The organism is Sphingosinicella rhizophila, assembly GCF_032378825.1.
Taxonomy (GTDB): domain Bacteria; phylum Pseudomonadota; class Alphaproteobacteria; order Sphingomonadales; family Sphingomonadaceae; genus Allosphingosinicella; species Allosphingosinicella rhizophila.
Window position 1 is genome coordinate 186,897 of the sequence record NZ_JAVUPU010000001.1, and the last position, 21,941, is coordinate 208,837.

Below are 21,941 nucleotides of genomic sequence, written 5' to 3' on the forward strand. Positions count from 1 at the left end.
CCTGTCCAGAATCCGCCGGCGGGCCACACCCAAGACGCTGTTCTGGCCTATCTCTTGTCCACGGGGACGTAATCGCGCTGCGTCGGGCCGGTATAGAGCTGACGCGGACGGCCGATCTTCTGGGCGGGATCGGAGATCATCTCATTCCATTGCGCGACCCAACCCACCGTCCGTGCGAGTGCGAACAAGGCGGTGAACATCGAGGTCGGAAAACCGATCGCCGACAGGATTACGCCAGAATAGAAATCGACGTTGGGATAGAGCTTCTTCTCGATGAAATATTCATCGTTGAGCGCGATCTGCTCGAGTTCCCGGGCGGTATCGAGCACCGGGTCGGATATTCCCAATTCCTTCAGCACTTCCTCGGCGGTCTGCTGCATGACCTTCGCACGGGGATCATAATTCTTGTAGACGCGATGGCCGAAACCCATGAGGCGAAACGGATCGTCCTTGTCCTTTGCGCGGGCGATGAATTCGGGAATCCGCTCCGGACGGCCAATCTCGCGGAGCATGTTGAGCGCAGCTTCGTTGGCGCCGCCATGCGCGGGGCCCCAGAGGCAGGCGATGCCGGCGGCAATGCAGGCGAAGGGATTGGCGCCCGACGATCCGGCGAGCCGGACAGTGGACGTGGACGCATTCTGCTCATGATCGGCGTGGAGAATGAAGATCCGCCGCATCGCCCGCTCGATCACGGGATTGATCTCATAGGGCTCGGCCGGAACACCGAACGTCATGCGCAGGAAATTGCCGGTGTAGCTGAGATCGTTCTGAGGATAGATGAACGGCTGTCCCACCGAATATTTGTAGGCCATCGCCGCGATGGTCGGCATCTTGGCGATCAGCCGATGGCTGGCGATCATCCGTTGTTTGGGATCAGTGATGTCGGTGGAATCATGGTAGAAAGCGGAAAGGGCACCGACGACGCCGCACATGATGGCCATTGGATGGGCATCCCGCCGAAATCCCCGATAGAATTGGGCAAGCTGCTCATGCAGCATCGTGTGGCGGGTGATCGTATAGGAGAAGTTGTCGAGCGTCGCCCGATCGGGAAGCTCTCCATAGAGAAGGAGATAGGCGACCTCCATGAAGCTGGATTGCTCGGCAAGCTGATCAATCGGATAGCCGCGATGGAGGAGGATGCCCTTGTCGCCGTCAATATAGGTGATCTGGGATTCGCAACTGGCGGTCGAGGTGAAACCGGGGTCATAGGTAAAGGAGCCGGTCTTGCCATAGAGCTTGCGTATATCCACGACGCTGGGCCCCACGGACCCGTGCAGGATGGGATAGTCGAGATTCTTGCCGTCGATCGCAAGACTGGCCTGTTCTTCCGCCATTATAGATCCTCATTCGTCCGGTCGGCGATGCGCGCCAGGCTTTCCTCTCGCCCAAGCAGCATCAGCACATCGAAAATCCCGGGCGAGGTCGCCCGCCCGGTCAGCGCGGCCCGCAGCGGCTGTGCCACCACGCCGAGTTTGACCCCGGCCTGTTCGGCGACCGCGCGCACGACCGCCTCTGTGGCTTCCTCACTCCATTCGTCAAGCGCCGATAGCCCATTATAGGTGCACTGCAGCAATTTCGTCGCGTCTCCTGCCAAAAGCTCGGAAGCTCGCTCGTCGAGGTCGAGCGGTCGGGATTTGAAGAAAAAAGCTGCGCTTTCCGCCATTTCATTCAAATTCTTGGCGCGGGGTTTCAGGCCAGCCATGGCTTTCGTGAGCAATTCCAAAGCTTGCGTGTCGAGATTTCGCCCTATCATGGTCTCGATCCGCGGCGCCACCAGGCCGGCAAGTCGGCCGTCGCTTGCCTCACGGATATAGTGACCGTTCAGATGCTCGAGCTTCTTGATATCGAAGCGGGACGGAGATTTGCCGACGCCGCCGAGATCGAACCAGCGGATTGCATCTTCCTTGCCGATGAATTCATCATCGCCATGTCCCCAGCCCAGACGCAGCAGATAATTGAACAATGCCTCCGGCAGGATACCCAGTTCATCGCGATAGTCGCTGACGCCGAGCGCACCATGGCGCTTGGACAATTTCGCGCCGTCCGGCCCGTGTATCAGCGGGATATGGGCGTAGACCGGTTCCGGCCATCCCATGGCGCGGATGATCGTCAGCTGGCGAAAAACATTGTTGAGATGGTCGTCGCCGCGGATGACGTGGGTGACGCCCATATCATGATCGTCGACCACGACCGCCAACATATAGGTGGGCGTCCCATCCGAACGGAGCAGGATCATGTCATCCAGTTCGCTGTTTCGTACCGCAACGCGGCCCTGGACTTCATCCTGGATCACCGTCTCGCCATCCCGCGGCGCCCGGATCCTGACGCTATAAGGCCGTCCTTCCGGCGCTTCGGAGGGGGCACGATCGCGCCAGCGGCCGTCGTAGCGGAGCGGCTGGCGATTTGCCCGCTGCTCGGCCCGCATTTGCTCCAGTTCTTCAGCCGTCGCATAGCAGCGATAGGCATTGCCGCTGGCCAGCAGGGCCTCGGCGACCTCGGCGTGGCGCGCCGCCCTCCGGGATTGATAGACTTCTTCTCCGTCCCAATCGATGCCGAGCCATTCCAGACCGTCCAGGATGGCTTCGATCGCCGGCTGTGTGGAGCGCGCCTTGTCCGTATCCTCGATGCGAAGCAGGAATTTGCCGCCGTGATGGCGGGAGTAAAGCCAGTTGAAGAGGCCCGTCCTGGCATTGCCGATATGAAGGAATCCGGTAGGCGAGGGCGCAAAGCGGGTTACGACCCCGGGGGTTTCTAAGGTTGCGCTCACCCGCGCTTTCTCCAAGGATGCGGCCCATGACGACCGGTGACGTGAGCGCCCCTAGCATAGCGGATGAGCGGCTACAAACCGGGCACCACGGTAACACCGTTGCTATCTTTTCGCGCATAGCCGCCGGCCTGGAGGGCTTGTTCGAGCGTGAGCGGGACCAGCTCCCGATCTGGCTGCCAGTGGGAGTGGGGCTTGGTGTCGCGGCCTGGTTCGCGCTTCCCGATGCCAGGGCCTGGTCGGCTTTCCTGCTCATTGCCATGGCAGCCATTGTCGCACCGCTCGCACTGTCGCCGGGGACACGATGGGCACGCGCCATCGCCATCTTCTCGCTGGCAGCGATGATCGGCTGCCTCAATATCTGGTGGAAGGCCGATCGTATTGCGGCGCCCAGGCTCGGCCATGCGCAGGCTGTCGAATTTACCGGTAAGGTCGAGGCGGTGCAGCTTTTGCCCGCACGGGAGGCGATCCGGCTGCTGGTGCGCCCGTATGATGCTCCGAAGCTCCCGCCCAAGCTGCGCGTCAACATTGACGCCGCCAAGGCCCCTCAGGGTCTCGCCGCCGGTGCGATGGTGCGGCTCAAGACCTGGCTGATGCCGCCGGCCCCGGCGCCCGTTCCAGGCGCCTATGATTTTTCGCGCGCGGCCTGGTTTCAGCAGATCGGCGCGACCGGCCGCGCTTATGAGGTGGAGGTCGTCGCGCCCGCCGGCGTCCAGGGGTGGCAGGCGCGATTGGCGACATGGCGGCAAAAGCTGGCCTCTCATGTGCGCTCCCGACTCCCCGGGGGCGAAGGCGGGATCGCCGCTGCTCTCGCAACCGGGGACCAAGGCGGAATACCCGAAGAGGATGCCGAGGCCCTGCGGCGCTCCGGCCTTGCCCACCTTCTTTCGGTGAGTGGCCTGCACCTGACGGCCGTGGTCGGCGCCGTCATGTTCCTGGTGCTGAAGCTGCTGGCACTCAGCCCATCCCTGGCCTTGCGCTTCCGGCTGGTCTTGATCGCAGCCGGGGCGGCTGCGCTCGCCGGCATCGTCTACACGCTCCTCACCGGTTCCGAAGTGCCGACGGTTCGGGCCTGCATCGCCTCGATCCTCGTCCTCGGCGGAATAGCACTCGGCCGCGACGCCTTGACCCTCCGGCTGGTCGCGACGGGTGCCATCATCGTCCTTCTGCTATGGCCCGATTCACTCGCCGGCGCGAGCTTTCAGCTCAGCTTCGCCGCAATTACCGCCATCGTAGTCCTTCACGACCATCCCCGCATCCGCGCCTTGCTTACGCGCCGGGACGAGGGGCTGGGTGCGAAGTTGGGCCGCGTTCTGCTCGCTTTGGTTCTGACAGGCCTTGCCGTGGAAATGGCACTGACGCCGATCGCTCTCTACCATTTCCATCGCTCCGGCCTTTACGGCGCTTTGGCCAATATCATCGCCATTCCGCTCACCACTTTCGTCATCATGCCGTTCGAAGCGCTGGCCTTACTTTTCGACCTCTTCGGGCTGGGAGAACCGTTCTGGTGGATAGCGGGACAGTCGCTCGGCCTGTTGCTGACGCTCGCCCATCGCACCGCTCAAGCGCCGGGCGCGGTGACGATGCTGCCGAGCATGCCCGCGGCCGCATTCGCACTGATGATCCTCGGGGGCCTCTGGCTCTTCCTTTGGCGCACAAGCTGGCGCCGCTGGGGCCTGTTGCCGATCCTGGTCGGAGCGATATGGGCCCTCACCACGCCCGCTCCCGATCTGCTGATTACGGGCGACGGCCGACACATGGCGCTCCGCACCGCCGAGGGAGGTCTAGCCATCTTGCGCGGACGTGCCGGAGATTATGTGCGCGACATGCTGGGCGAGGCCTCCGGCACAGACCAAGAAGCGGCGGAAATCGCATATCTCCGCAGCGCATCCTGCAGCGACGATCTGTGCGTGACCGATATCGAGCGAAGCGGCCGGCATTGGCGCATTCTCGCGACCCGCAGCAGCCGTTTCGTCGATTTCGGTCCTCTGGCGCAGGCCTGCGCAAAAGCCGACATCGTCGTTTCCGATCGCCGACTTCCGCGCACATGCAAGCCGCGCTGGCTGAAAGCAGACCGCTCCCTGCTCCGAAAGACCGGCGGCCTTGCCATCGTGCTTGGAAGAGAGGCCAAAGTCTCTACGGTCGCCGAGCAGGTGGGCAAGCATCCCTGGGCTCCTCCGGCGATGACCGGCCGGCCTTCACCCAAACCATCCCGTTTCCGGCAGGATCGACGAAGTGGATCGAAGGGCGGCCGGGACTGAAAGAGCGGCCGTGCATTTTCTCCCATGATCGTCTCGCCTATCCGTCGGGCTGGGGTTACTTCGGGAAAAGACCGTGGCCCAAGATCCGGGCGGGTCGTAAGAGCAGGCCATGTCGCGTTTCTCCGTGCCTTTCTTCCTCGCGCTGATTTCGGCACCGGCAGCGGCGCAGCCTGAAGACGTGAGCAAATTACGCGCGGAATGGAATCGATCGACCGAACCGTTCCGTCTCGTTGGCAATGTCTATTATGTCGGAACCGAAGGGCTGGCTGCCTTTTTGATTACCGGCCCGGAAGGTCATGTCCTGATCGATGGCGCACTTGAGGAAAGCGCGCCACAGATCGCGGCGAATATTCGGCGCCTGGGTTTTCGGATCGAGGACGTCGACATATTACTCATAAACCATGCCCATTGGGATCATTCGGGAGGCCTCGCCGAGCTCAAGCGTCTGTCGGGCGCGAAGCTGCTCGCCAGTGCCGCAGACAAACCTGCGCTCGAGAGCGGCGTTCCGCGCTATCGTCCGGATATGAGTCCGAGCGCGCCGGTCAAGGTCGATGCAATCATTTCCGATGGAAGCAGGATTGCTGTTGGCAGAACCAGTCTGGTCACCCATCTGACGCCCGGCCACACGCGCGGCTGCACCAGCTGGACGATGCGCATCGAAGAGAAAGGCAAGCTGCTCGACCTCGTCTTCGCCTGCAGCCTCACCGTTGCCGGGCAAAAACTGGTTGGGGATAGCCTCTATCCCGAGGCGGCCGCCGATTTCCGTGCCACATATTCAAAACTGAAACGACTGCAGGCTGACGTCTATCTGACTTATCACCCCGCTTTCTTCGACATGGATGCGAAGCGGCGCCGCCTTGCCGAGGGCGATGCCGACGCCTTCGTCGACTCCGGCGAACTGGCACGAAGAGTCCAGCGCGCGGAGACCGAATTCAAGGCAGAGTTACACCGCCAGCAGCGAGAGGCTTCTCAATAGCGCCGCAGTAGACCGGACAGCCGCCCCTGTATGGCCACCTGGTCGGGCCGGTAGCGTTGGGCATCGTAATTTCGGTTCGCGGGATCGAGCCGGATCATCGAACCTTCACGACGGAATGTCTTCAAGGTCGCCTCATTATTGTCGATAAGCGCCACGACGATCTCGCCGTCCCGAGCAGTGTCGGTCTTGCGGATCAATGCGAAATCGCCATCGAGAATGCCTTCCTCGACCATCGAATCGCCGGCCACTTCCAACGCGTAATGTTCACCGGGACCCAGCAGCGCGGCCGGAACGGGCAGGGTGCTCTGACCCTCCAGCGCCTCGATCGGAAGGCCGGCGGCGATGCGGCCGTGAAGCGGCAGCTCGACGACATCATTGGCTGCCGAGGGCGGGATGACGGGAGCCTGCGGCCGCGTCGAGATCCCAGCTTTCTCATCGCCCTTCATGTCCGGCATACGGGTCACTTCCAGGGCCCGGGCGCGGTTCGGCAGCCTGCGGATGAACCCTCGTTCCTCCAGCGCCGAAATCAGCCGGTGCACGCCCGATTTCGACTTGAGATCGAGCGCCTCCTTCATCTCCTCGAAAGAAGGGGAAACACCTGTTTCGCCAAGATGGTCATGGATGTAGCAAAGAAGCTCGTGTTGCTTGCGCGTCAGCATGTTCCAGGCTCCTATAGGAACGAATAGAGAACGTGTAGGAAACAGATTCGATCCTGTCAAGCAGGAGACCTTCCTCGCCCAAGGACTCGACTGGGCAAAGCTTGCGCATCCTTCCTCTTCGCCTAGGATCGCCGGCAGGGGCAATGACAGGAAAAGAGAGAATATGCCGACAAGTGAGGGCGAAGCGCCGCAGCGGGAAGAGCGGCAGAGCGCCAAGCTGGTAATACTTGCCTCATCGCTCGGGACCATCTTCGAATGGTATGATTTCTACCTTTACGGCCTGCTTGCTACCGTCATAACCATCCAGTTCTTTTCCGGCGTCAACGAAACGACAGGGTTCATATTCGCGCTCGCAGCCTTCGCGGCCGGCTTCGCGGTGCGGCCTTTCGGCGCCCTCTTCTTCGGCCGGATCGGCGATCTGGTTGGGCGCAAGAACACCTTCCTGGTGACGATGGGCATAATGGGCCTGTCGACCTTCCTGGTCGGCCTGCTTCCCAGCTATGCGTCGATCGGCGTCGCGGCGCCCATCCTGCTCGTACTGCTGCGTCTCCTCCAGGGTCTGGCGCTCGGCGGCGAATATGGCGGCGCCGCCACCTATGTCGCGGAGCATGCGCCTGACGGCAGAAGGGGCCTCTACACCAGTTTCATCCAGACGACGGCGACATTGGGCCTCTTCGCGGCCTTGCTGGTCGTGATCGGCGTTCGCCTCGCTTTGGGGGAAGAGGCCTTCGCAGCCTGGGGTTGGCGCATTCCCTTTCTGATCTCGATCCTGCTCCTCGGCATTTCGATGTGGATCCGGATGCAGCTCGCCGAGAGCCCGGTCTTCCGCAAGATGAAGGAAGAAGGCAGCGGATCGAAAGCGCCGCTGACTGAGGCATTCGGAAGATGGTCCAACCTGAAGATCGTCATCCTGGCTCTCGTCGGCGCCGTCGCCGGCCAGGCAGTGGTTTGGTATACTGGTCAGTTCTACGCTCTCTTCTTTCTTGAAAAGACGCTGAGGATGGACGGCGCCACGGCCAACATCCTGGTTGCGATCGCCCTCGCCATTGCCACCCCCGCCTTCATCCTGTTCGGGTGGCTATCCGACCGGATCGGCCGCAAGCCCATCATTCTTGCCGGCTGCCTGCTGGCCGCGCTCACTTATTTTCCGCTCTTCGAATCCCTTTCCCGTTATGCCAATCCTGCGCTCCATGCCGCACAGCGCGAGGCCCCGGTTACGGTGGCCGCAGATCCGGAGGATTGCTCCGTGCAGTTCGACCCGATCGGCCGGAACAGGTTCGACGGCAAATCCTGCGACATCGCCAAATCCTTTCTGGCCAAGTCCGGAATCTCCTATCGCAACGTGACGGCGCCAGCCGGGGCTGTGGCCCACGTGTCGATCGGTGAGACAATCATTTCCTCGATCGACCCGGACGGCCTGTCCGGTCCGGCGCGTACCGAAGCAATTGCGGAATTCCAGTCGCGGGCGAAGGCGGCGCTCGCAGCCGCCGGCTATCCTGAAAAGGCGGATCCGGCCCAGGTCGACGAAGTGATGGTGGTTCTCATCCTCATCATCCTGCTTCTCTATGTAACGATGGTCTACGGCCCGATCGCCGCCCTGCTGGTGGAATTGTTCCCCACCCGAATCCGCTACACGTCGATGTCGCTGCCTTACCATATCGGCAATGGCTGGTTCGGAGGCTTCCTGCCGACGACCGCCTTCGCGATGGTCGCCGCCACCGGGGATATCTATTACGGCCTCTGGTATCCGGTCGTCGTGGCGGCGCTAACACTTGTCATCGGATTGTTTTTCCTGCCCGAAACCTATCGCCGGCCGATCGAAGGCTGACGGGGATGCTCGCTGGCGAGCCGGAGGAAATTGCCGAGTAAAGCATGGCCGTGCTGGCTGGCGATGCTCTCGGGATGGAATTGAACGCCATGTATCGGCAGCGAACGGTGGCGGAGGGCCATGACTGGCGCGTCGTCGGCCCAGGCATTGACGGTCAGACAGGCCGGCAGATCCTCGGCCGCGACCGAGAGCGAGTGATAACGGGCGGCCGAGAAGGGGGAGGGGATACCCCCGAACAGCCCGCTGCCGTCATGATCGACTGCCGAGCTCTTGCCATGCATCACGCGGGCCGAGCGGATCACCCGGCCGCCGAAACAGGCCCCTATGGCCTGGTGGCCGAGACATATTCCGAGCAGAGGCAGGCCCAGTTCGGCACAGGACCGGACCAGATCGAGCGAGATGCCGGCATCGTCCGGTGTTCCCGGCCCGGGAGAAATCAAGAAGGCCGCCGATCCGCTCGCGACCGCTTCAGCGGCGCTCAGCGCATCGTTGCGCTCCACCCGAACCTTGGCGCCCAATTCCTTCAGATAATGGACGATGTTCCAAGTGAAGCTGTCATAATTGTCGAGGACGAAGACCTCCACAAAAACTCTATCGCGCCGGACCGCCGGTCAGTTGGTTCTTCAATGCGGCAACGGCATCCTCGTTACGCTTGACCTCTTTTTCGGCCTGCACGGCCCGGGTGAATTGCCGCGTATATTCGTCGCCCAGCACCTGGGCGAATTGCGTGCGGGTGGTTTCCACCAGCGCGGGCACCTTGCTGGCATCGCCCGGAACGACCTTGTCGAGCTGGACGACATACCATCCCTGTCCTCCTGGAGCAGCGATCAGCCGAGCCTTTCCGCGCGGCATGCTGAACAGCATCGCGAGGGGAGGTGGGATACCCTCCTGGCGCTGAACAAGATCCATGCGGCGGGCCATGATCGGAGATACTGGGGGAAGCGGCATCTGGGCTTCGGCAAAGGCCTTGGCCACCGGCGTTCCTGCGTTGACCTTGGCAAGGATCGAACCCGCCACGGCGCGGGCCCGATCATTGGCGCGCTTGACGACCAGATCGGCCTTCACGCGCTCCCGGATCTGGGCGAGCGGCGGCGCGGCTGCGGGAACGATCTTGGCGATCTGCACGATGGCGAAGAGCTGGCCGGGCACGACCGGCTCGACCACCGGATCCTCATCCTCCACCATGTCGAAGGCGGTCTGCAAAAGCGGCCTCACCTCTGGCGGTGTCTGGGCATCCGGATTGCCCGGAGCAGCGCCTGTGGCGGTGATCGGGGACGTTTCTCTGATCGTCAGATTGTTGGCGCGCGCGATTTCCTCGATGCTCGACCCTTCGCCCAAAGAATCCTGGATCTTGGCCTCCAGGTCGGCAAGCGCCTGCTCCATTTTCTGCTGGCCGAGTTGAGCGGCAATTTCGCCACGGACGGTCGCCAAAGGTCGTGCCGGCGTTCGGTTTATCGCGTCGACGCGGACGACATGCCAGCCAAGCTCCGACTTGATCGGCGCAGTGGCCGCGCCCTCGGCGACGGTGAAGGCAGCATTGGCGACAGCGGCCGTGCTCGCTTTGGCGAAGGCGTCTTTGCTTTGCTGACCAACCGACGTGTCGGCCGCGCTAAAGCCCGCATCAGCCGCCGCCCTGGCGAAGCTGGTGCCGGCGGCGAGCTTCGCAGCGAAAGCCCGGGCCGCCGCCTCGTCAGGCAGAACCACTTGGCTCAGAGTCCTGGTTTCGGTCGGGCCGTAAGATGCCGCATTGCGCTGGTAGAAAGCGGTGATCTCGGCATCGGTCGGGACGGAACCGGCAGCGACCTGCTCGCGGCCGAAAGTCGCGTAGCGGATCACGCGACGCTCCGGGATCGTGTAGCGCGCTTTGCTGCTGTTGTAGAAGGTGGTGATATCCTGCGCGCTCGGTTCGGTGCCCGCGCCCATGGCCTCGGCCGGCACCAACCCGACCGATCCGGAACGTGTTTCGAGGAGAAGCGAGGCATATTGAAGGGCGATGCCCCTCGGCGCCTGCGCCGATCCGCCGACGGGAAGCAACATCTGGCGCTGGATCAGCGAAGCCTCGATTTCCTCGCGAAGCTTTGTTTCGCTGATCTTTTCTTGGGCGAGCGCCCGCCTGAAAACGTCATTGTCGAACTGGCCGGCCATGTTCTGGAAGGCAGGAATGCCGGCAATCTCACGATTCACCATATCGACCGAAGCGCCGATGCCAATGTCTCGTCCGAACACGAGCAATGCCGTGCTGGTGATCATGTCCCCGACGATCTGTTCGATCGCGCCGCTGCGGACAAAGGTCGCGATGTCCAACTCCGGTGAGCGCTGGCGAGCGCGAGCGAGCTGGCGGTTCACCTGCTCCGTGACATCGCCCGTGGTGATGGTCTCGCCTTCGACACTGGCGACGCTGGAGCTGCCGAGGCCGCCAAGGCCGCCCAGCCCACTGCCTCCGGTGCCAAAGCCCGTGATCACGAGGGCGATCAAGGTGATAAAAAGCAGACCCAGCATGATCTTGGCGGTGACGCCTCGGCGAAAGTAGGAGAGCATGATAGGGTCCGATCGATGAACTGGATTGCCCGGGGTCATAGAAGCGCGGAAGGATGCCCGCAAGCTTGGCACCGCCTTCGGCAATTGCTACGCGCCCGGCCTCGCCGCTTTAAGGCTCCTCGTACCCAGGAAGTGATCCTATCATGTCAGTTCGCCGCAAGCTTATAGCTGGAAACTGGAAGATGAACGGCAGCCGCGCGCAGCTCGCGGAACTGAGCGCGATCGCGGCGGCCGCCCGCGAGGCGGCAGGCGTCGATGTCGCCATCTGTCCGCCATTCACCTTGATCAGCCTGGCCGCGGCCCGCGCCGGCGGACTCGCCATCGGCGCCCAGGATTGCCATCAGAGCGACAGCGGCGCCCATACCGGCAACGTTTCGGCGCCTATGCTCAAGGAGGCCGGGGCCCGGCTCACCATCGTCGGGCACAGCGAGCGCCGCGCCGACCAACATGAAAGCGATGCCTTAGTGAGCGCCAAGGCGCAGGCGGCGATCCGCCACGGTCTCCGGACCATCGTCTGCGTCGGCGAGAGCGAGGCGGACCGCGCCGCCGGACGGGCAGGGAAGGTGGTTTCCGCCCAATTGTCCGGTTCACTCCCCGATCCCGAGGGGGATGGGGAGATGGTTGTGGCTTATGAGCCGATCTGGGCAATTGGGACGGGGAAATCCGCCACGACCGCCGACGTCGCCGAGATGCATGCCCTCATCCGGGCGCACCTGATCGATAATTTCGGCGATCGCGGTGGACGCATCCGCATCCTTTACGGAGGTTCGGTCAAGGCGGAGAATGCGGCGGAACTGTTCGCGGTCGACAATGTCGATGGTGCCCTCGTCGGCGGCGCCAGCCTGACGGCCGAGCAATTCGTGCCTATCATCCAGGCGGCAGCGCGCTGCTAAGTCCTGGCCCTCAAGGTTGAACCAGAGCGCGGGATCGATTAGATCGCGCGCCTGATCCCTGTCGCGAAAGCTTTTCGTTCATGCTGTTCACCTTCCTGCTCATCATCCAGACCCTGGTCGCGGCGGCAATGGTCGCCGTCATCCTGATGCAGCGTTCGGAAGGGGGCGGCCTCGGCGTGGGCGGCAACTCGTCGGGACTTATGTCAGCGCGCGGCGCGGCCGATTTCCTGACGCGTGCCACCGCAATCCTCGCGACCTTGTTCGTGATCCTCTCGATAGCCCTTGCCGGCATTGCCACGATCGACCGGGCACCGACGCAGATCGATCCGTCCCTGTCGAAACAGCCGGCGCAGACGTCGCCTCTGGCGCCGCCACTCGCGCCGACGACCAGCGGGGCTCCCATTGCCGACCCGCTCTCGGGCGTCGCCGAGCGGGCCGGCAATATCGCCGCACCGGCCGCTCCGACTGCAAATCCGGTTCCGGCTCCTTCCAATGGGTCGGTCCCGCTGGCGAAATAAGCCGAAGCGCGGATTAATTTTCTTTTTTCGATTCGCTGTCTTGCCCCCGGATGGGGTGACGGCTTAAGCCTGACCTCCCATGGCGCGGTTCATTTTTATCACCGGCGGCGTGGTCTCCAGCCTTGGCAAAGGGTTGATGGCGGCTTCCCTCGCCGCCCTTCTCCAGGCGCGTGGCTTCAAGGTCCGCATCCGTAAGTTCGATCCCTATCTGAACGTCGATCCCGGCACGATGTCGCCCTACCAGCATGGCGAAGTCTATGTGACCGACGATGGAGCCGAGACCGACCTCGACCTTGGCCATTATGAGCGGTTTACCGGCGTTCCGGCCCGCCAGTCCGACAATATCACGACGGGCCGCATCTATCGTGACATCATCGCGAAGGAGCGGCGCGGCGACTATCTCGGCGCGACCGTTCAGGTCATTCCGCACGTCACGAACGAAATCAAAGCCTTCGCCTTGGCGGAACTCGAGGATCTCGATTTCCTGATCTGCGAGATTGGCGGCACGGTCGGCGACATCGAAAGCCTCCCCTTCATCGAGGCGATCAGGCAGCTGCGCAACGATCTCGGACGCGAAAATACGGTGTCGATCCACACCACGCTCATTCCGTATATCGCCGCTGCCGGCGAGCTGAAGACTAAGCCGACCCAACATAGTGTCCGCGATCTGACCAGTCTCGGCATCCAGCCCGACTTGCTTCTATGCCGGGTCGATCGGCCGCTACCCGAATCCGAACGGTCGAAAATCGCCCAATTCTGCAATGTCCGGAAAGAAGCTGTCATTCCGGCGCTGGATGCGAAGAGCATCTATGCCGTACCGCTTCAATATCATCGCGAAGGATTGGATGCAGAAGTGCTGCGCGCGTTCGGCATCCAGGACGCGCCGCCGCCGAATCTCTCCCGCTGGGAGGATATCATGGACCGGCAGGAGCATCTCGAAGGTGAAGTGACGATCGGGGTCGTCGGCAAATATGTCGGCTTGCCGGACGCCTATAAGAGCCTGACGGAAGCCCTGATCCACGGCGGCCTCGCCAATCGGGTGAAAGTGCGAATCAACTGGCTCGATGCGGAACTCTTTTCGGAAAATGGCAATGTCGCGCCCATGCTGGAACCCGTCCACGGCATCCTGGTGCCCGGCGGCTTCGGTGAGCGCGGCAGCGAGGGAAAGATCGCCTCGGTCCAGTTCGCGCGGGAAAGGGGCGTCCCCTTCTTCGGCATCTGCCTCGGCATGCAGATGGCCTGCATCGAAGGCGCCCGCAATCTCGCCGGCATCGAAGCGGCCGGCACGACCGAGTTCGGTCCAACCGGAGAGCCGATCGTAGGCCTCATCACCGAGTGGATGGGCAAGGAAGGTCTGGAACGCCGTGCCGCCAACGGCGACCTTGGCGGCACCATGCGGCTAGGAGCCTACGAAGCGGTGCTGAGCCCCAACAGCCACGTGGCCGCGATCTACCACGACAGGTCGATCAGCGAGCGCCATCGCCATCGCTACGAAGTCAACACTGCCTATCGGGAAAAGCTGGAAAGGGGGGGGCTGATCTTCTCCGGCCTCAGTCCGGATGGCCAGTTGCCGGAGATCGTCGAGCGTCCCGACCACCCCTGGTTCGTGGGCGTGCAGTTCCATCCGGAGCTGAAGAGCAAGCCGTTCGACCCCCATCCGCTTTTCGCCAGCTTCATCGAAGCAGCGGTCAGGCAAAGCCGGCTGGTTTGATCACAAAGACGCCCCGCGCACAAAGCGCGGGGCAGAATCCAGACAGGCATGGGGCCGCGCTATGTACTGAGACCCCGTTCGTAGCTTTGCAGGCAATTGTCCGTCACGGTCGCGGAACAGGCAGGATAATTATCGGGTGCCATGGCTTCGCCGGTGACAGGATCCAGAAGCGGTCCGCCTTCGGCAATTCCGGCTTGGCCGTTCCATCCCGCGGGGACCATCGCCTCCGCCGAAATCACCTTGATGCCGCGGGCATCCGTTTCCGGATCGGCATTGCTCGGCTGCACGATGCGGGCAGTGGTCGAAGAGACATGTGTCGTCATCATGGGCTGCTGCGCAACGGCTTCTGGCGCCGTCGTAGGCATCATGGTGTGTTCGACGCTGTCGACACTATCGTGCGGCATCATGGCCGTCGAAGTATCCGGGGTGAGGGCGGTCTCAGGCTGGACAGTTTGCGCGATCGCCGCGCTACTCAACAGCAAAGTCACCGCTAGAGCTGCACTTTTCATGACGTCTCTCCTATATTCCTCAATCCGAAACCCAGTCGGGCGGGGGTACATCATCCGTCGCGATTGGGGCGGGGGAGGAAGCAGAAACGAACGATCGCCTGACGATGTTCTCGGATATGCCGCAAGCTGCCCCGGTTACGGGACAGGATGCATCTCGCGGAATTTTTAGTGTCCGGTCCTTGGCCTTGCCAGGCAGCCCCCGGTAATACAGCTAGACCTGAACCTCGATCGCAAAGCCCGGGCCAGGCTTATCCGCGCGCCCTATATCGAGAGATCGTCACTGGGGCTTCACACAAGCATCGACCCAGCGCGCCTGTACGATCTCGGCGAGCCGATCAGGCGTTACCCGCACCGAAGAGTTGAGCGATCCGGCCGCGGGAAAGACCTCGTCGAAATCCTGGAGCGACAGATCGAGAAAGACAGGCAAGGCGGTCGCCAGTCCGAACGGACAGACGCCACCGACACGGTGGCCGGTAAGGTCGAACGTCTCCTCCGGTCCGAGCATGCGCGGCCGGCCACCGAACGCGGCTTTGCACTTGCCATTGTCCAGACGCGCATCGCCGCGCGCAACGAGCAGCAGGACATCGCCGTTGACACGGATCGCAAGTGTCTTGGCGATTCTCCCCGGCTCGACACCCAGCGCCTGAGCGGCCTCGAGAACGGTGGCGGTGCTTTCTTCGGTTTCTATCATCGGCAGTTCCGGCGCGTGTTTCGACAGCCATTCCCGAACGGATTCGACGCTCATGTCGGGTCTATTGCCCCATGATATGTAGAGCGAGGGTGCGGTCTTGCGGACGGCGCCGGTGTTCGAACAGATAGATGCCCTGCCAGGTGCCCAGAGCGAGACTTCCGCCGATCAGCGGGATGGACAGCTGGACCTGGGTCAAGGCCGAGCGAAGATGGGCGGGCATGTCGTCCGGCCCTTCATCATCATGAGCATAAGCAGTCGGATCCTCAGGCGCGATCCGGGCGAAAAAGTCTTGGATGTCCGCACGGACTTCAGGTGCGGCATTCTCCTGGACAAGGAGCGAGGCGGAAGTGTGGCGGCAGAAAATGGTGAGAAGTCCTTCGCTAATGCCGTGTCCTTCGACCCAGCCGAGCACCTCATGCGTGACCTCGAACAGCCCCTGCCGTTCGGTCCGGATGTGGATTTCGCTCGTGACCTGCCGCATTCGGCCGCGACTAGCCCGATCTACCAGGCAGCGCCAGTCGGCATGACGGGGCCGGCCCCTAATGGGCGATGAACAAGTCGCGATACCGGCTCGGCTGCGAGCGCAGATATTGGCTCGGGGCCTTGATGCTTGCCCCGAAATGAGCCGCGGCATGCCATGGCCATCGGGGGTCGTAGAGAATCCCGCGGGCAAGCGCGATGAGGTCGGCTTGGCCGGCCTGGAGGATATTCTCCGCCTGTTCGAATTCGGTAATCAGCCCGACGGCGACGACCGGCATCTTGGTCGCGGCCTTCACGGCGGAGGCGAGCGGAACCTGATAGCCGGGGCCGACCGCAATCTTCTGCGCGGGCGTAAGGCCACCGCTGGAAACATGGATCGCACTGCAGCCGCGCGATTCAAGCGCATTGGCAAAAGCGATCGTCTGTTCGATGTCCCAGCCCCCTTCCGCCCAATCCGTGCCGGAGACGCGCATCGTCACCGGCTTTTCGGCAGGAAAAGCGGCACGCACAAGGTCGAATATTTCCAGAGGGAAGCGCATCCTATTCTCGAGACTGCCGCCATATTCGTCATCGCGCCGGTTCGACAGAGGCGAGAGGAACTGGTGCAGCAAATAGCCGTGGGCGCCATGGATCTGGACGGCGTCGATCCCCAGTCGGGCTGCCCGCATGGCGCTGTCGGCAAAAGCCGAACGGACCCGGTCAAGACCCTCCCGGTCCAGGGCCAATGGCGCGTTCTCACGCTCCATGAAAGGTAAGGTTGATGCCGACACAGTCTGCCACCCATGCTCGTCAGCTGGATCGACCTGGCGTCCCCCGCGCCAGGGAAGTTCGGTGGATGCCTTGCGGCCGGCATGACCGAGTTGGATAGCGATCGGCATGTCGGACCAGCGACGGACGCTCGCCAACACCCGATCCATGGCCGCTTCGGTCTCGTCCGAATAAAGACCCACATCGCCGTGGCTGATTCGACCTTCGGGCAGGACCGCAGTCGCTTCGATGGTAAGAAGGGCTGCTCCGGACAAAGCGAGATGGCCCAGGTGGATGACGTGCCAATCCGTCATGCAGCCGGCAACAGCCGAATATTGGCACATCGGCGCGATGACGATGCGGTTGTCGAGGTCCAGTTCACCAACACGAAACAGGGTGAAGAGCTTCGCGGTCATTTCCAACTCCGGCCGGTGGGAAGGCTGGCAGGTGGGTGCGCGGAACCGGGGCGTCAATGCCCCGGGCGAGGCCTGCGGCTTTAAGGCGTTCGCGCTTCGATCATTTTACCGCGAACTGCCCCGGCTCCGCTCCAAACTTTTCCTTGGCATGCGTCCGGGCGGCGGTGGCGGTCTTGAAAACCTCATCGAGCAAAGTGGCAGTGACCAGCGGATAGCCCTGGCTGTTGAAACGCGTCTCGCGGACGGTCAACCGGACATTGCCTTCGTCGTCCTTGGCGATCAGGAAAGGGCGGATCGGCGTTCTCGACATTGTCTTACTCCAAATGAAAGCCCCTTCCGCACGAGGCGGAAGGGGGCGATAGGTCAACCGAGCATCTCGGAGATGAGCCGACGCAGTTCCTGCGTCGATAATGTCGGTGAATTGCGTTCGGCGGCCGCGCGCGGTCTGCCGAAGGGAAGTGAAATCTTGGGTCGATTGGACCCGGCAGTCTGTACGTTCATATATTCCTTGGGGCGGTCCTTGCCGCCAGTCTTTCATGGGATGCCGAGCGTCGGCATCCTGCCGCTAACGCCTGAATCCGCTCCGTCGACCGACGGGTCCTTGCCCGGGGGTCTTTTCGCGGAAGATGATGCGACCCTTGGTGAGGTCATAAGGCGTCATCTCGACATGGACGCGATCGCCGACGACCGAACGGATACGGAAACGCCGCATCTTTCCAGCGGTATAAGCGATGATGCGATGCTCATTGTCGAGCGTCACACCAAAGCGTCCGTCGGGATAAATCTCGTCGATCAGGCCTTCGACGGTGAGCAGCTCTTCCTTGGCCAAGCCTAAGCGGCCTGGAGGTTGACGGCGGAGCTCTTTCCGTTGGCGCCGGTTTCAATATCGTAGCTGACGCGCTCGTCCTTGTTGAGGCCGGGAAGGCCCGCCGCCTCGACGGCAGTGATGTGAACGAAGGAGTCGTCGCCGCCCGCATCGTTCGAGATGAAGCCGTAGCCGCGGTCGTAATTGAAGAATTTGACGGTACCGATAGCCATGATCGGATCCTTTCATGCGTGAGTGACACGGGCGAATTGCGCACCGCGTAGCCAGGAAGCGAGAAAGGGAAGAATAGCCGAAAGGCGTCAAATTCCGTCGCAAGCGACGTTAGCAAGGTTGATATAGGTTGGAATCGGTTAATATTCAAGCCGAGGCCCAGCGAGCTATGCCCGGTCAAGGGATCACCAAGGGATCAGGTGTCGGCGCCAGGCTGAAAAGCAAGTGCCCGGACATTGCTGTCCGGGCACCCGTGACGATTGCTCGTCATCCCCCTTTATAAGAACGCTTCAGCCCGCACGCACTCCCTCACCTCGCAAGAGGGAAGCGGGGCCGAAGCCTCCCCGAACCGAGGCTATGCCGCCTTCGTTTCGTGAGTGTGACGCTAGGGAAGGGGGGGAGGCTTGTCACCCTTCGATTGCAGGTCATTGCAGGTTTTCCAAGCCCTGTGTCGAATGCGCAACAGGGGTTCGAACCGGGGCCTTATCCCAGTGCAGCGCTCTCATTTCCGCAAGCGGCTACGCCTGTCGCAGGCCCGGCTCTCGACCCATACGTCTGTCCGCCCGAGGCTGAATCGACTTGGGCCGGGATCGAGGTTCCACCAGTTGAAGTCAGCCCGAACCTGTCGATCTCAGGAAGCGAGAAAGCGCTTCCACCTCAAACGATCAGACTCTAGAGCGCCGTGATGCGACTTTCCCGATATTTCCTGCCGGTGACCAAGGAAACGCCGGCCGATGCTCAGATCGTCAGCCACAAATTGATGCTGCGCGCCGGACTCGTCCGACAGACCGCCGCAGGCATATATGCGTGGCTGCCCCTTGGCCTCCGCGTTCTCAAGAAGATCGAACAGATCGTCCGGGAGGAGCAGGACAAAGCGGGTGCCGTCGAACTCCTGATGCCGACGATCCAGTCGGCCGATCTCTGGCGCCAATCGGGACGCTACGACGCCTACGGCCCGGAAATGCTCCGTCTCGTAGACCGGCACGAGCGCGAGATGCTCTATGGCCCAACCAATGAGGAGATGATCACCACCATCTTCCGCGACGCCACGAAAAGTTATCGCGACCTTCCGCGCACGCTCTACCATATCCAGTGGAAATTTCGCGACGAGGTGCGTCCCCGGTTCGGCGTCATGCGGGGCCGCGAATTCCTGATGAAGGACGCCTATAGTTTCGACCTCGACGAGGAAGGGCTGAAGCAAAGCTATGAGGCGATGTTCGTTGCCTATCTCCGCACCTTCGCCAGGCTGGGCCTGCAAGCGGTGCCAGTGCGCGCTCCGACCGGCCCGATCGGTGGCGATCTCAGCCATGAATTCCATATTCTTGCCGAGACCGGCGAAAGCCAGCTCTTCTACGACGCAGCCATCGACGACGTGACCCGTGAAGAACTGCTCGCTGCCGACGCCTCCACCATCGCCCGGCTGACCCGGCTCTACGCGATGGAGGCGGAGGAGCATGAGAAGGTGGCGGAATGCCCGGTTCCGGCGGAACGCCTGCGCAGCCGTCGCGGGATCGAGGTCGGCCATATTTTCGCGTTCGGCACGAAGTATAGCGCGAGCATGGGGTTCAGCATCCAGACAGCCGATGGCGGGCAGGTCCACCCTCAGATGGGCAGTTACGGGATTGGCGTCTCGCGCCTGATGGGCGCGATCATCGAAGCGAGCCACGACGACAATGGCATCGTCTGGCCCGACAGCGTCGCGCCGTTCCAGGTCGGCCTCATCAACATGCGCGCCGACGACGCAGCCTGCTCGGCGGCTGCCGACAATATTTACAAGCAGCTGGAAACGGCGGGTGTCGAAACCCTGTATGACGACCGCGACGAGCGCGGTGGCGCCAAGTTCGCGACGATGGACGTGATCGGCCTGCCATGGCAGCTCGTCATAGGGCCGAAGGGTCTCGAGAAAGGCGTGGTCGAGCTGAAGCGCCGCGCCAGCGGCGAACGAGAAGAGCTGTCGCTGGAAACTGCGCTCGCCCGGCTGACCGCCAGATGATCCTCAACCGCTACGAGCGGATGGTCGCCAAGCGCTATTTGCTGCCGGGCAAGGGGGAAGGCTTCATCTTCCTGGTGGCGTCAATCAGCCTGGTGGCGGTGATGCTCGGCGTGGCCGCGCTCATCATCGTGATGAGCGTGATGAACGGCTTCAGGGCCGAATTGTTCGACAAGATCGTCGGCCTCAACGGTCATGCCGTGGTGCAAGGCTATGGGGGACGCCTGGCCGACTGGCGCGAGATCGCGGAACAGGCGCGAAGAACCCCCGGCGTGACCGAGGCAGTGCCGCTGATCGAACAACCCTTGATGGCAAGCTATGACGGCCGGGTGGAAGGCGTGCTGGTGCGCGGCATGCAGCGTCGTGACATTGTCGGCAACAAGACGGTGGAGGTGGTGTCGGGATCGCTCGCTTCGCTGCGTCCGGGCGCCGAAAATGTCGCGATCGGTGCACGCCTGGCGGAAGCCCTCGGCGCCAGGGTCGGCGGTCAGATCAGCCTGATCAGTCCGCAGGGGAGGACCACGCCGTTCGGTACCGTACCACGCATCGTTTCCTACAATGTCGCCGCCATCTTCGAAATCGGCGTCTACGATTATGACAAGGCGTTCGTGCTCATGCCGATCGAGGACGCCCAGACATTGCTGATGCTGGGGGACGCCGTGGGCATGGTCGAGATCCAGACCAATGACGCCGACCGGGTGGGCGAGATATTGGCGCCGCTCGCCGCACTCGTCGCAGGACAGGGGGCGATCAAGGATTGGCGTTCGATGAACGCCGCCTTGTTCGAGGCGCTTGAGGTGGAACGGATCGCGATGTTCGTTGTCCTTTCCATCATCATCCTGGTCGCGGTGTTCAATATCCTTTCCTCGCTGATCATGCTCGTACGCGCCAAGACCCGTGACATCGCCATATTGCGGACCATGGGCGCTCCCCGGTCCAGCCTGATGAAGGTATTCATGACGGTGGGCGTCACGATCGGCGCGCTCGGCATCATCGCCGGCCTGATCCTGGGTGCGATCTTCCTGTTCTTCCGCCAGTCGGTGGTCAATTTCATCCAGTTCGTCACCGGCCAGAATCTCTGGGATCCATCGATCCGATTCCTGACCGAGCTTCCCTCCAAGACCGATCCGTTCGAGGTGCTCGCGATCGTCGTCATGGCGCTCGCGTTCAGCTTTCTCGCCACCCTCTACCCGGCCTGGAAGGCGGCGAGCACTGACCCGGTGCAGGTGCTGCGCTATGAATGACACGGTCAGCGTCCGCGGCCTGAAGCGGACCTTCAAGCAGGGCGAAACCATCATCCAGGTCCTTCGTGGCATCGATCTGGACGTGAGGCAGGGAGAGATCGTTGCCCTGCTCGGCCCCTCTGGATCCGGCAAGTCGACCCTTTTGCAGGCCGTCGGCCTGCTCGAAGGCGGCTTCGAAGGATCGATCCGGATCAACGGCGAGGAGGCGGCGGCGCTGGAAAATGACGGCCGCACGCGCTTGCGCCGCAATGCCCTGGGCTTCGTCTATCAATTTCATCACCTGCTTCCGGATTTCAGCGCCGCGGAGAATGTCGTCCTTCCTCAGCTGATCCATGGAGCGACTCGCGCGGCAGCCGAGGAACGCGCCGACGCCTTGCTCAGCTCGCTGGGTCTTGCCCAGCGCCTTACCCATCGCCCCAGCCAGCTTTCGGGGGGCGAGCAGCAGCGCGTCGCGGTGGCGCGGGCGCTCGCCAACCGACCCCTGCTGGTACTAGCCGACGAACCCACCGGAAATCTGGACGAAGCGACTGCGGACATTGTCCTCGCCGAATTCCTCCGCCTCGTGCGCGAGGAAGGGAGCGCGGCGCTAGTCGCTACCCATAATGAACGCCTGGCGGCCAAGATGGACCGTGTCGTGCGTTTGCATGACGGCGTATTGGAATGATCCGGCGCCTTTGCCG

21 protein-coding genes are annotated in these 21,941 nt (G+C 62.5%); 9 read left to right on the forward strand and 12 right to left on the reverse strand.

The window, feature by feature from the left end:
* Positions 1-47: 47 nt before the first annotated feature.
* Positions 48-1,334, reverse strand: a complete 1,287-nt coding sequence (locus RQX22_RS00855; RefSeq protein WP_315722780.1) for a citrate synthase — start codon at positions 1,332-1,334, stop codon at positions 48-50.
* On the reverse strand, positions 1,334-2,767 hold the full coding sequence (gene gltX / locus RQX22_RS00860) for a glutamate--tRNA ligase (protein ID WP_315722782.1): 1,434 nt from the start codon (positions 2,765-2,767) through the stop codon (positions 1,334-1,336). The genes RQX22_RS00855 and gltX overlap by 1 nt, the downstream gene beginning before the upstream one ends.
* A 26-nt stretch (positions 2,768-2,793) precedes the next feature.
* Between gltX and RQX22_RS00865 the strand changes: the two genes are divergently transcribed.
* On the forward strand, positions 2,794-5,025 hold the full coding sequence (locus RQX22_RS00865) for a ComEC/Rec2 family competence protein (RefSeq protein WP_315722784.1): 2,232 nt from the start codon (positions 2,794-2,796) through the stop codon (positions 5,023-5,025).
* 109 nt (positions 5,026-5,134) lie between these two features.
* Positions 5,135-6,001 carry a subclass B3 metallo-beta-lactamase gene (bla, locus tag RQX22_RS00870; protein ID WP_315722786.1) on the forward strand — a complete coding sequence of 289 codons (867 nt, stop codon included), beginning with the start codon at positions 5,135-5,137 and terminating at the stop codon, positions 5,999-6,001.
* Here the strand turns inward: bla and lexA are convergent.
* On the reverse strand, positions 5,995-6,660 hold the full coding sequence (gene lexA / locus RQX22_RS00875) for a transcriptional repressor LexA (RefSeq protein WP_315722788.1): 666 nt from the start codon (positions 6,658-6,660) through the stop codon (positions 5,995-5,997). The genes bla and lexA overlap by 7 nt on opposite strands.
* A 163-nt stretch (positions 6,661-6,823) precedes the next feature.
* Here lexA and RQX22_RS00880 point away from each other — a divergent pair, with 163 nt between their 5' ends.
* Positions 6,824-8,488 carry an MFS transporter gene (locus RQX22_RS00880; RefSeq protein WP_315722789.1) on the forward strand — a complete coding sequence of 555 codons (1,665 nt, stop codon included), beginning with the start codon at positions 6,824-6,826 and terminating at the stop codon, positions 8,486-8,488.
* Here RQX22_RS00880 and RQX22_RS00885 read toward each other — a convergent pair.
* Positions 8,464-9,072, reverse strand: a complete 609-nt coding sequence (locus RQX22_RS00885; protein WP_315722790.1) for an anthranilate synthase component II — start codon at positions 9,070-9,072, stop codon at positions 8,464-8,466. The two genes, RQX22_RS00880 and RQX22_RS00885, sit on opposite strands and share 25 nt — an antisense overlap.
* Before the next feature lie 7 nt (positions 9,073-9,079).
* Positions 9,080-11,026: a peptidylprolyl isomerase gene (locus RQX22_RS00890; protein ID WP_315722791.1), complete on the reverse strand. Its 1,947-nt coding sequence runs from the start codon at positions 11,024-11,026 to the stop codon at positions 9,080-9,082.
* Between the two features lie 143 nt (positions 11,027-11,169).
* Here RQX22_RS00890 and tpiA point away from each other — a divergent pair, with 143 nt between their 5' ends.
* The 3 genes from tpiA to RQX22_RS00905 all read left to right on the forward strand — a co-directional run bounded on the left by tpiA (position 11,170) and on the right by RQX22_RS00905 (position 14,148).
* Complete coding sequence (gene tpiA, locus RQX22_RS00895) at positions 11,170-11,919, forward strand: triose-phosphate isomerase (protein WP_315722792.1); 750 nt, start codon at positions 11,170-11,172, stop codon at positions 11,917-11,919.
* An 83-nt stretch (positions 11,920-12,002) separates the two neighbouring features.
* Positions 12,003-12,437, forward strand: a complete 435-nt coding sequence (gene secG, locus RQX22_RS00900; protein ID WP_315723500.1) for a preprotein translocase subunit SecG — start codon at positions 12,003-12,005, stop codon at positions 12,435-12,437.
* 79 nt (positions 12,438-12,516) lie between these two features.
* Positions 12,517-14,148: a CTP synthase gene (locus RQX22_RS00905; protein WP_315722794.1), complete on the forward strand. Its 1,632-nt coding sequence runs from the start codon at positions 12,517-12,519 to the stop codon at positions 14,146-14,148.
* Between the two features lie 59 nt (positions 14,149-14,207).
* Here the strand turns inward: RQX22_RS00905 and RQX22_RS00910 are convergent, their stop codons facing one another.
* The 7 genes from RQX22_RS00910 to RQX22_RS00940 form a co-directional block, all read right to left on the reverse strand.
* A complete protein-coding gene (locus RQX22_RS00910; protein ID WP_315722796.1) occupies positions 14,208-14,657 on the reverse strand; it encodes a hypothetical protein in 450 nt (149 codons plus the stop codon).
* A gap of 277 nt (positions 14,658-14,934) precedes the next feature.
* On the reverse strand, positions 14,935-15,402 hold the full coding sequence (locus RQX22_RS00915; protein ID WP_315722798.1) for a YbaK/EbsC family protein: 468 nt from the start codon (positions 15,400-15,402) through the stop codon (positions 14,935-14,937).
* A gap of 7 nt (positions 15,403-15,409) precedes the next feature.
* On the reverse strand, positions 15,410-15,829 hold the full coding sequence (locus RQX22_RS00920; RefSeq protein WP_315722800.1) for a secondary thiamine-phosphate synthase enzyme YjbQ: 420 nt from the start codon (positions 15,827-15,829) through the stop codon (positions 15,410-15,412).
* Between the two features lie 58 nt (positions 15,830-15,887).
* The gene (locus RQX22_RS00925; RefSeq protein ID WP_315722802.1) at positions 15,888-16,991 is read right to left on the reverse strand and encodes an NADH:flavin oxidoreductase/NADH oxidase; all 1,104 of its coding nucleotides are present in this window, start codon (positions 16,989-16,991) and stop codon (positions 15,888-15,890) included.
* 100 nt (positions 16,992-17,091) lie between these two features.
* Positions 17,092-17,301, reverse strand: coding sequence for a hypothetical protein (locus RQX22_RS00930; RefSeq protein WP_315722804.1), 210 nt, complete (start codon positions 17,299-17,301; stop codon positions 17,092-17,094).
* Between the two features lie 255 nt (positions 17,302-17,556).
* On the reverse strand, positions 17,557-17,820 hold the full coding sequence (gene infA, locus RQX22_RS00935) for a translation initiation factor IF-1 (protein WP_315722806.1): 264 nt from the start codon (positions 17,818-17,820) through the stop codon (positions 17,557-17,559).
* 2 nt (positions 17,821-17,822) lie between these two features.
* The gene (locus RQX22_RS00940) at positions 17,823-18,029 is read right to left on the reverse strand and encodes a cold-shock protein (RefSeq protein ID WP_315722808.1); all 207 of its coding nucleotides are present in this window, start codon (positions 18,027-18,029) and stop codon (positions 17,823-17,825) included.
* A 683-nt stretch (positions 18,030-18,712) separates the two neighbouring features.
* On the opposite strand from RQX22_RS00940, the gene proS reads away from it, so the two are divergent.
* The 3 genes from proS to RQX22_RS00955 are packed head-to-tail and all read left to right on the forward strand — an operon-like array spanning position 18,713 to position 21,925.
* Entirely contained in the window at positions 18,713-20,020 is a 1,308-nt protein-coding gene (gene proS / locus RQX22_RS00945; RefSeq protein WP_315722810.1) for a proline--tRNA ligase, read from the forward strand.
* Entirely contained in the window at positions 20,017-21,261 is a 1,245-nt protein-coding gene (locus tag RQX22_RS00950; protein ID WP_315722812.1) for a lipoprotein-releasing ABC transporter permease subunit, read from the forward strand. The genes proS and RQX22_RS00950 overlap by 4 nt, the downstream gene beginning before the upstream one ends.
* A complete protein-coding gene (locus RQX22_RS00955) occupies positions 21,254-21,925 on the forward strand; it encodes an ABC transporter ATP-binding protein (protein WP_315722814.1) in 672 nt (223 codons plus the stop codon). The genes RQX22_RS00950 and RQX22_RS00955 overlap by 8 nt, the downstream gene beginning before the upstream one ends.
* Positions 21,926-21,941 lie beyond the last annotated feature (16 nt).

Excerpts from the sequence above, each read along its gene's own strand:
- RQX22_RS00855 (WP_315722780.1), bottom strand. The coding sequence starts at position 1,334 with ATGGCGGAAGAACAGGCCAGTCTTGCGATCGACGGCAAGAATCTCGAC.
- RQX22_RS00865 (WP_315722784.1), top strand. The coding sequence starts at position 2,794 with ATGACGACCGGTGACGTGAGCGCCCCTAGCATAGCGGATGAGCGGCTA.
- bla (WP_315722786.1), top strand. The coding sequence starts at position 5,135 with ATGTCGCGTTTCTCCGTGCCTTTCTTCCTCGCGCTGATTTCGGCACCG.
- lexA (WP_315722788.1), bottom strand. The coding sequence starts at position 6,660 with ATGCTGACGCGCAAGCAACACGAGCTTCTTTGCTACATCCATGACCAT.
- RQX22_RS00880 (WP_315722789.1), top strand. The coding sequence starts at position 6,824 with ATGCCGACAAGTGAGGGCGAAGCGCCGCAGCGGGAAGAGCGGCAGAGC.
- RQX22_RS00890 (WP_315722791.1), bottom strand. The coding sequence starts at position 11,026 with ATGCTCTCCTACTTTCGCCGAGGCGTCACCGCCAAGATCATGCTGGGT.
- tpiA (WP_315722792.1), top strand. The coding sequence starts at position 11,170 with ATGTCAGTTCGCCGCAAGCTTATAGCTGGAAACTGGAAGATGAACGGC.
- RQX22_RS00905 (WP_315722794.1), top strand. The coding sequence starts at position 12,517 with ATGGCGCGGTTCATTTTTATCACCGGCGGCGTGGTCTCCAGCCTTGGC.
- RQX22_RS00910 (WP_315722796.1), bottom strand. The coding sequence starts at position 14,657 with ATGAAAAGTGCAGCTCTAGCGGTGACTTTGCTGTTGAGTAGCGCGGCG.
- RQX22_RS00915 (WP_315722798.1), bottom strand. The coding sequence starts at position 15,402 with ATGAGCGTCGAATCCGTTCGGGAATGGCTGTCGAAACACGCGCCGGAA.
- RQX22_RS00920 (WP_315722800.1), bottom strand. The coding sequence starts at position 15,829 with ATGCGGCAGGTCACGAGCGAAATCCACATCCGGACCGAACGGCAGGGG.
- RQX22_RS00925 (WP_315722802.1), bottom strand. The coding sequence starts at position 16,991 with ATGACCGCGAAGCTCTTCACCCTGTTTCGTGTTGGTGAACTGGACCTC.
- RQX22_RS00930 (WP_315722804.1), bottom strand. The coding sequence starts at position 17,301 with ATGTCGAGAACGCCGATCCGCCCTTTCCTGATCGCCAAGGACGACGAA.
- RQX22_RS00940 (WP_315722808.1), bottom strand. The coding sequence starts at position 18,029 with ATGGCTATCGGTACCGTCAAATTCTTCAATTACGACCGCGGCTACGGC.
- proS (WP_315722810.1), top strand. The coding sequence starts at position 18,713 with ATGCGACTTTCCCGATATTTCCTGCCGGTGACCAAGGAAACGCCGGCC.
- RQX22_RS00950 (WP_315722812.1), top strand. The coding sequence starts at position 20,017 with ATGATCCTCAACCGCTACGAGCGGATGGTCGCCAAGCGCTATTTGCTG.
- RQX22_RS00955 (WP_315722814.1), top strand. The coding sequence starts at position 21,254 with ATGAATGACACGGTCAGCGTCCGCGGCCTGAAGCGGACCTTCAAGCAG.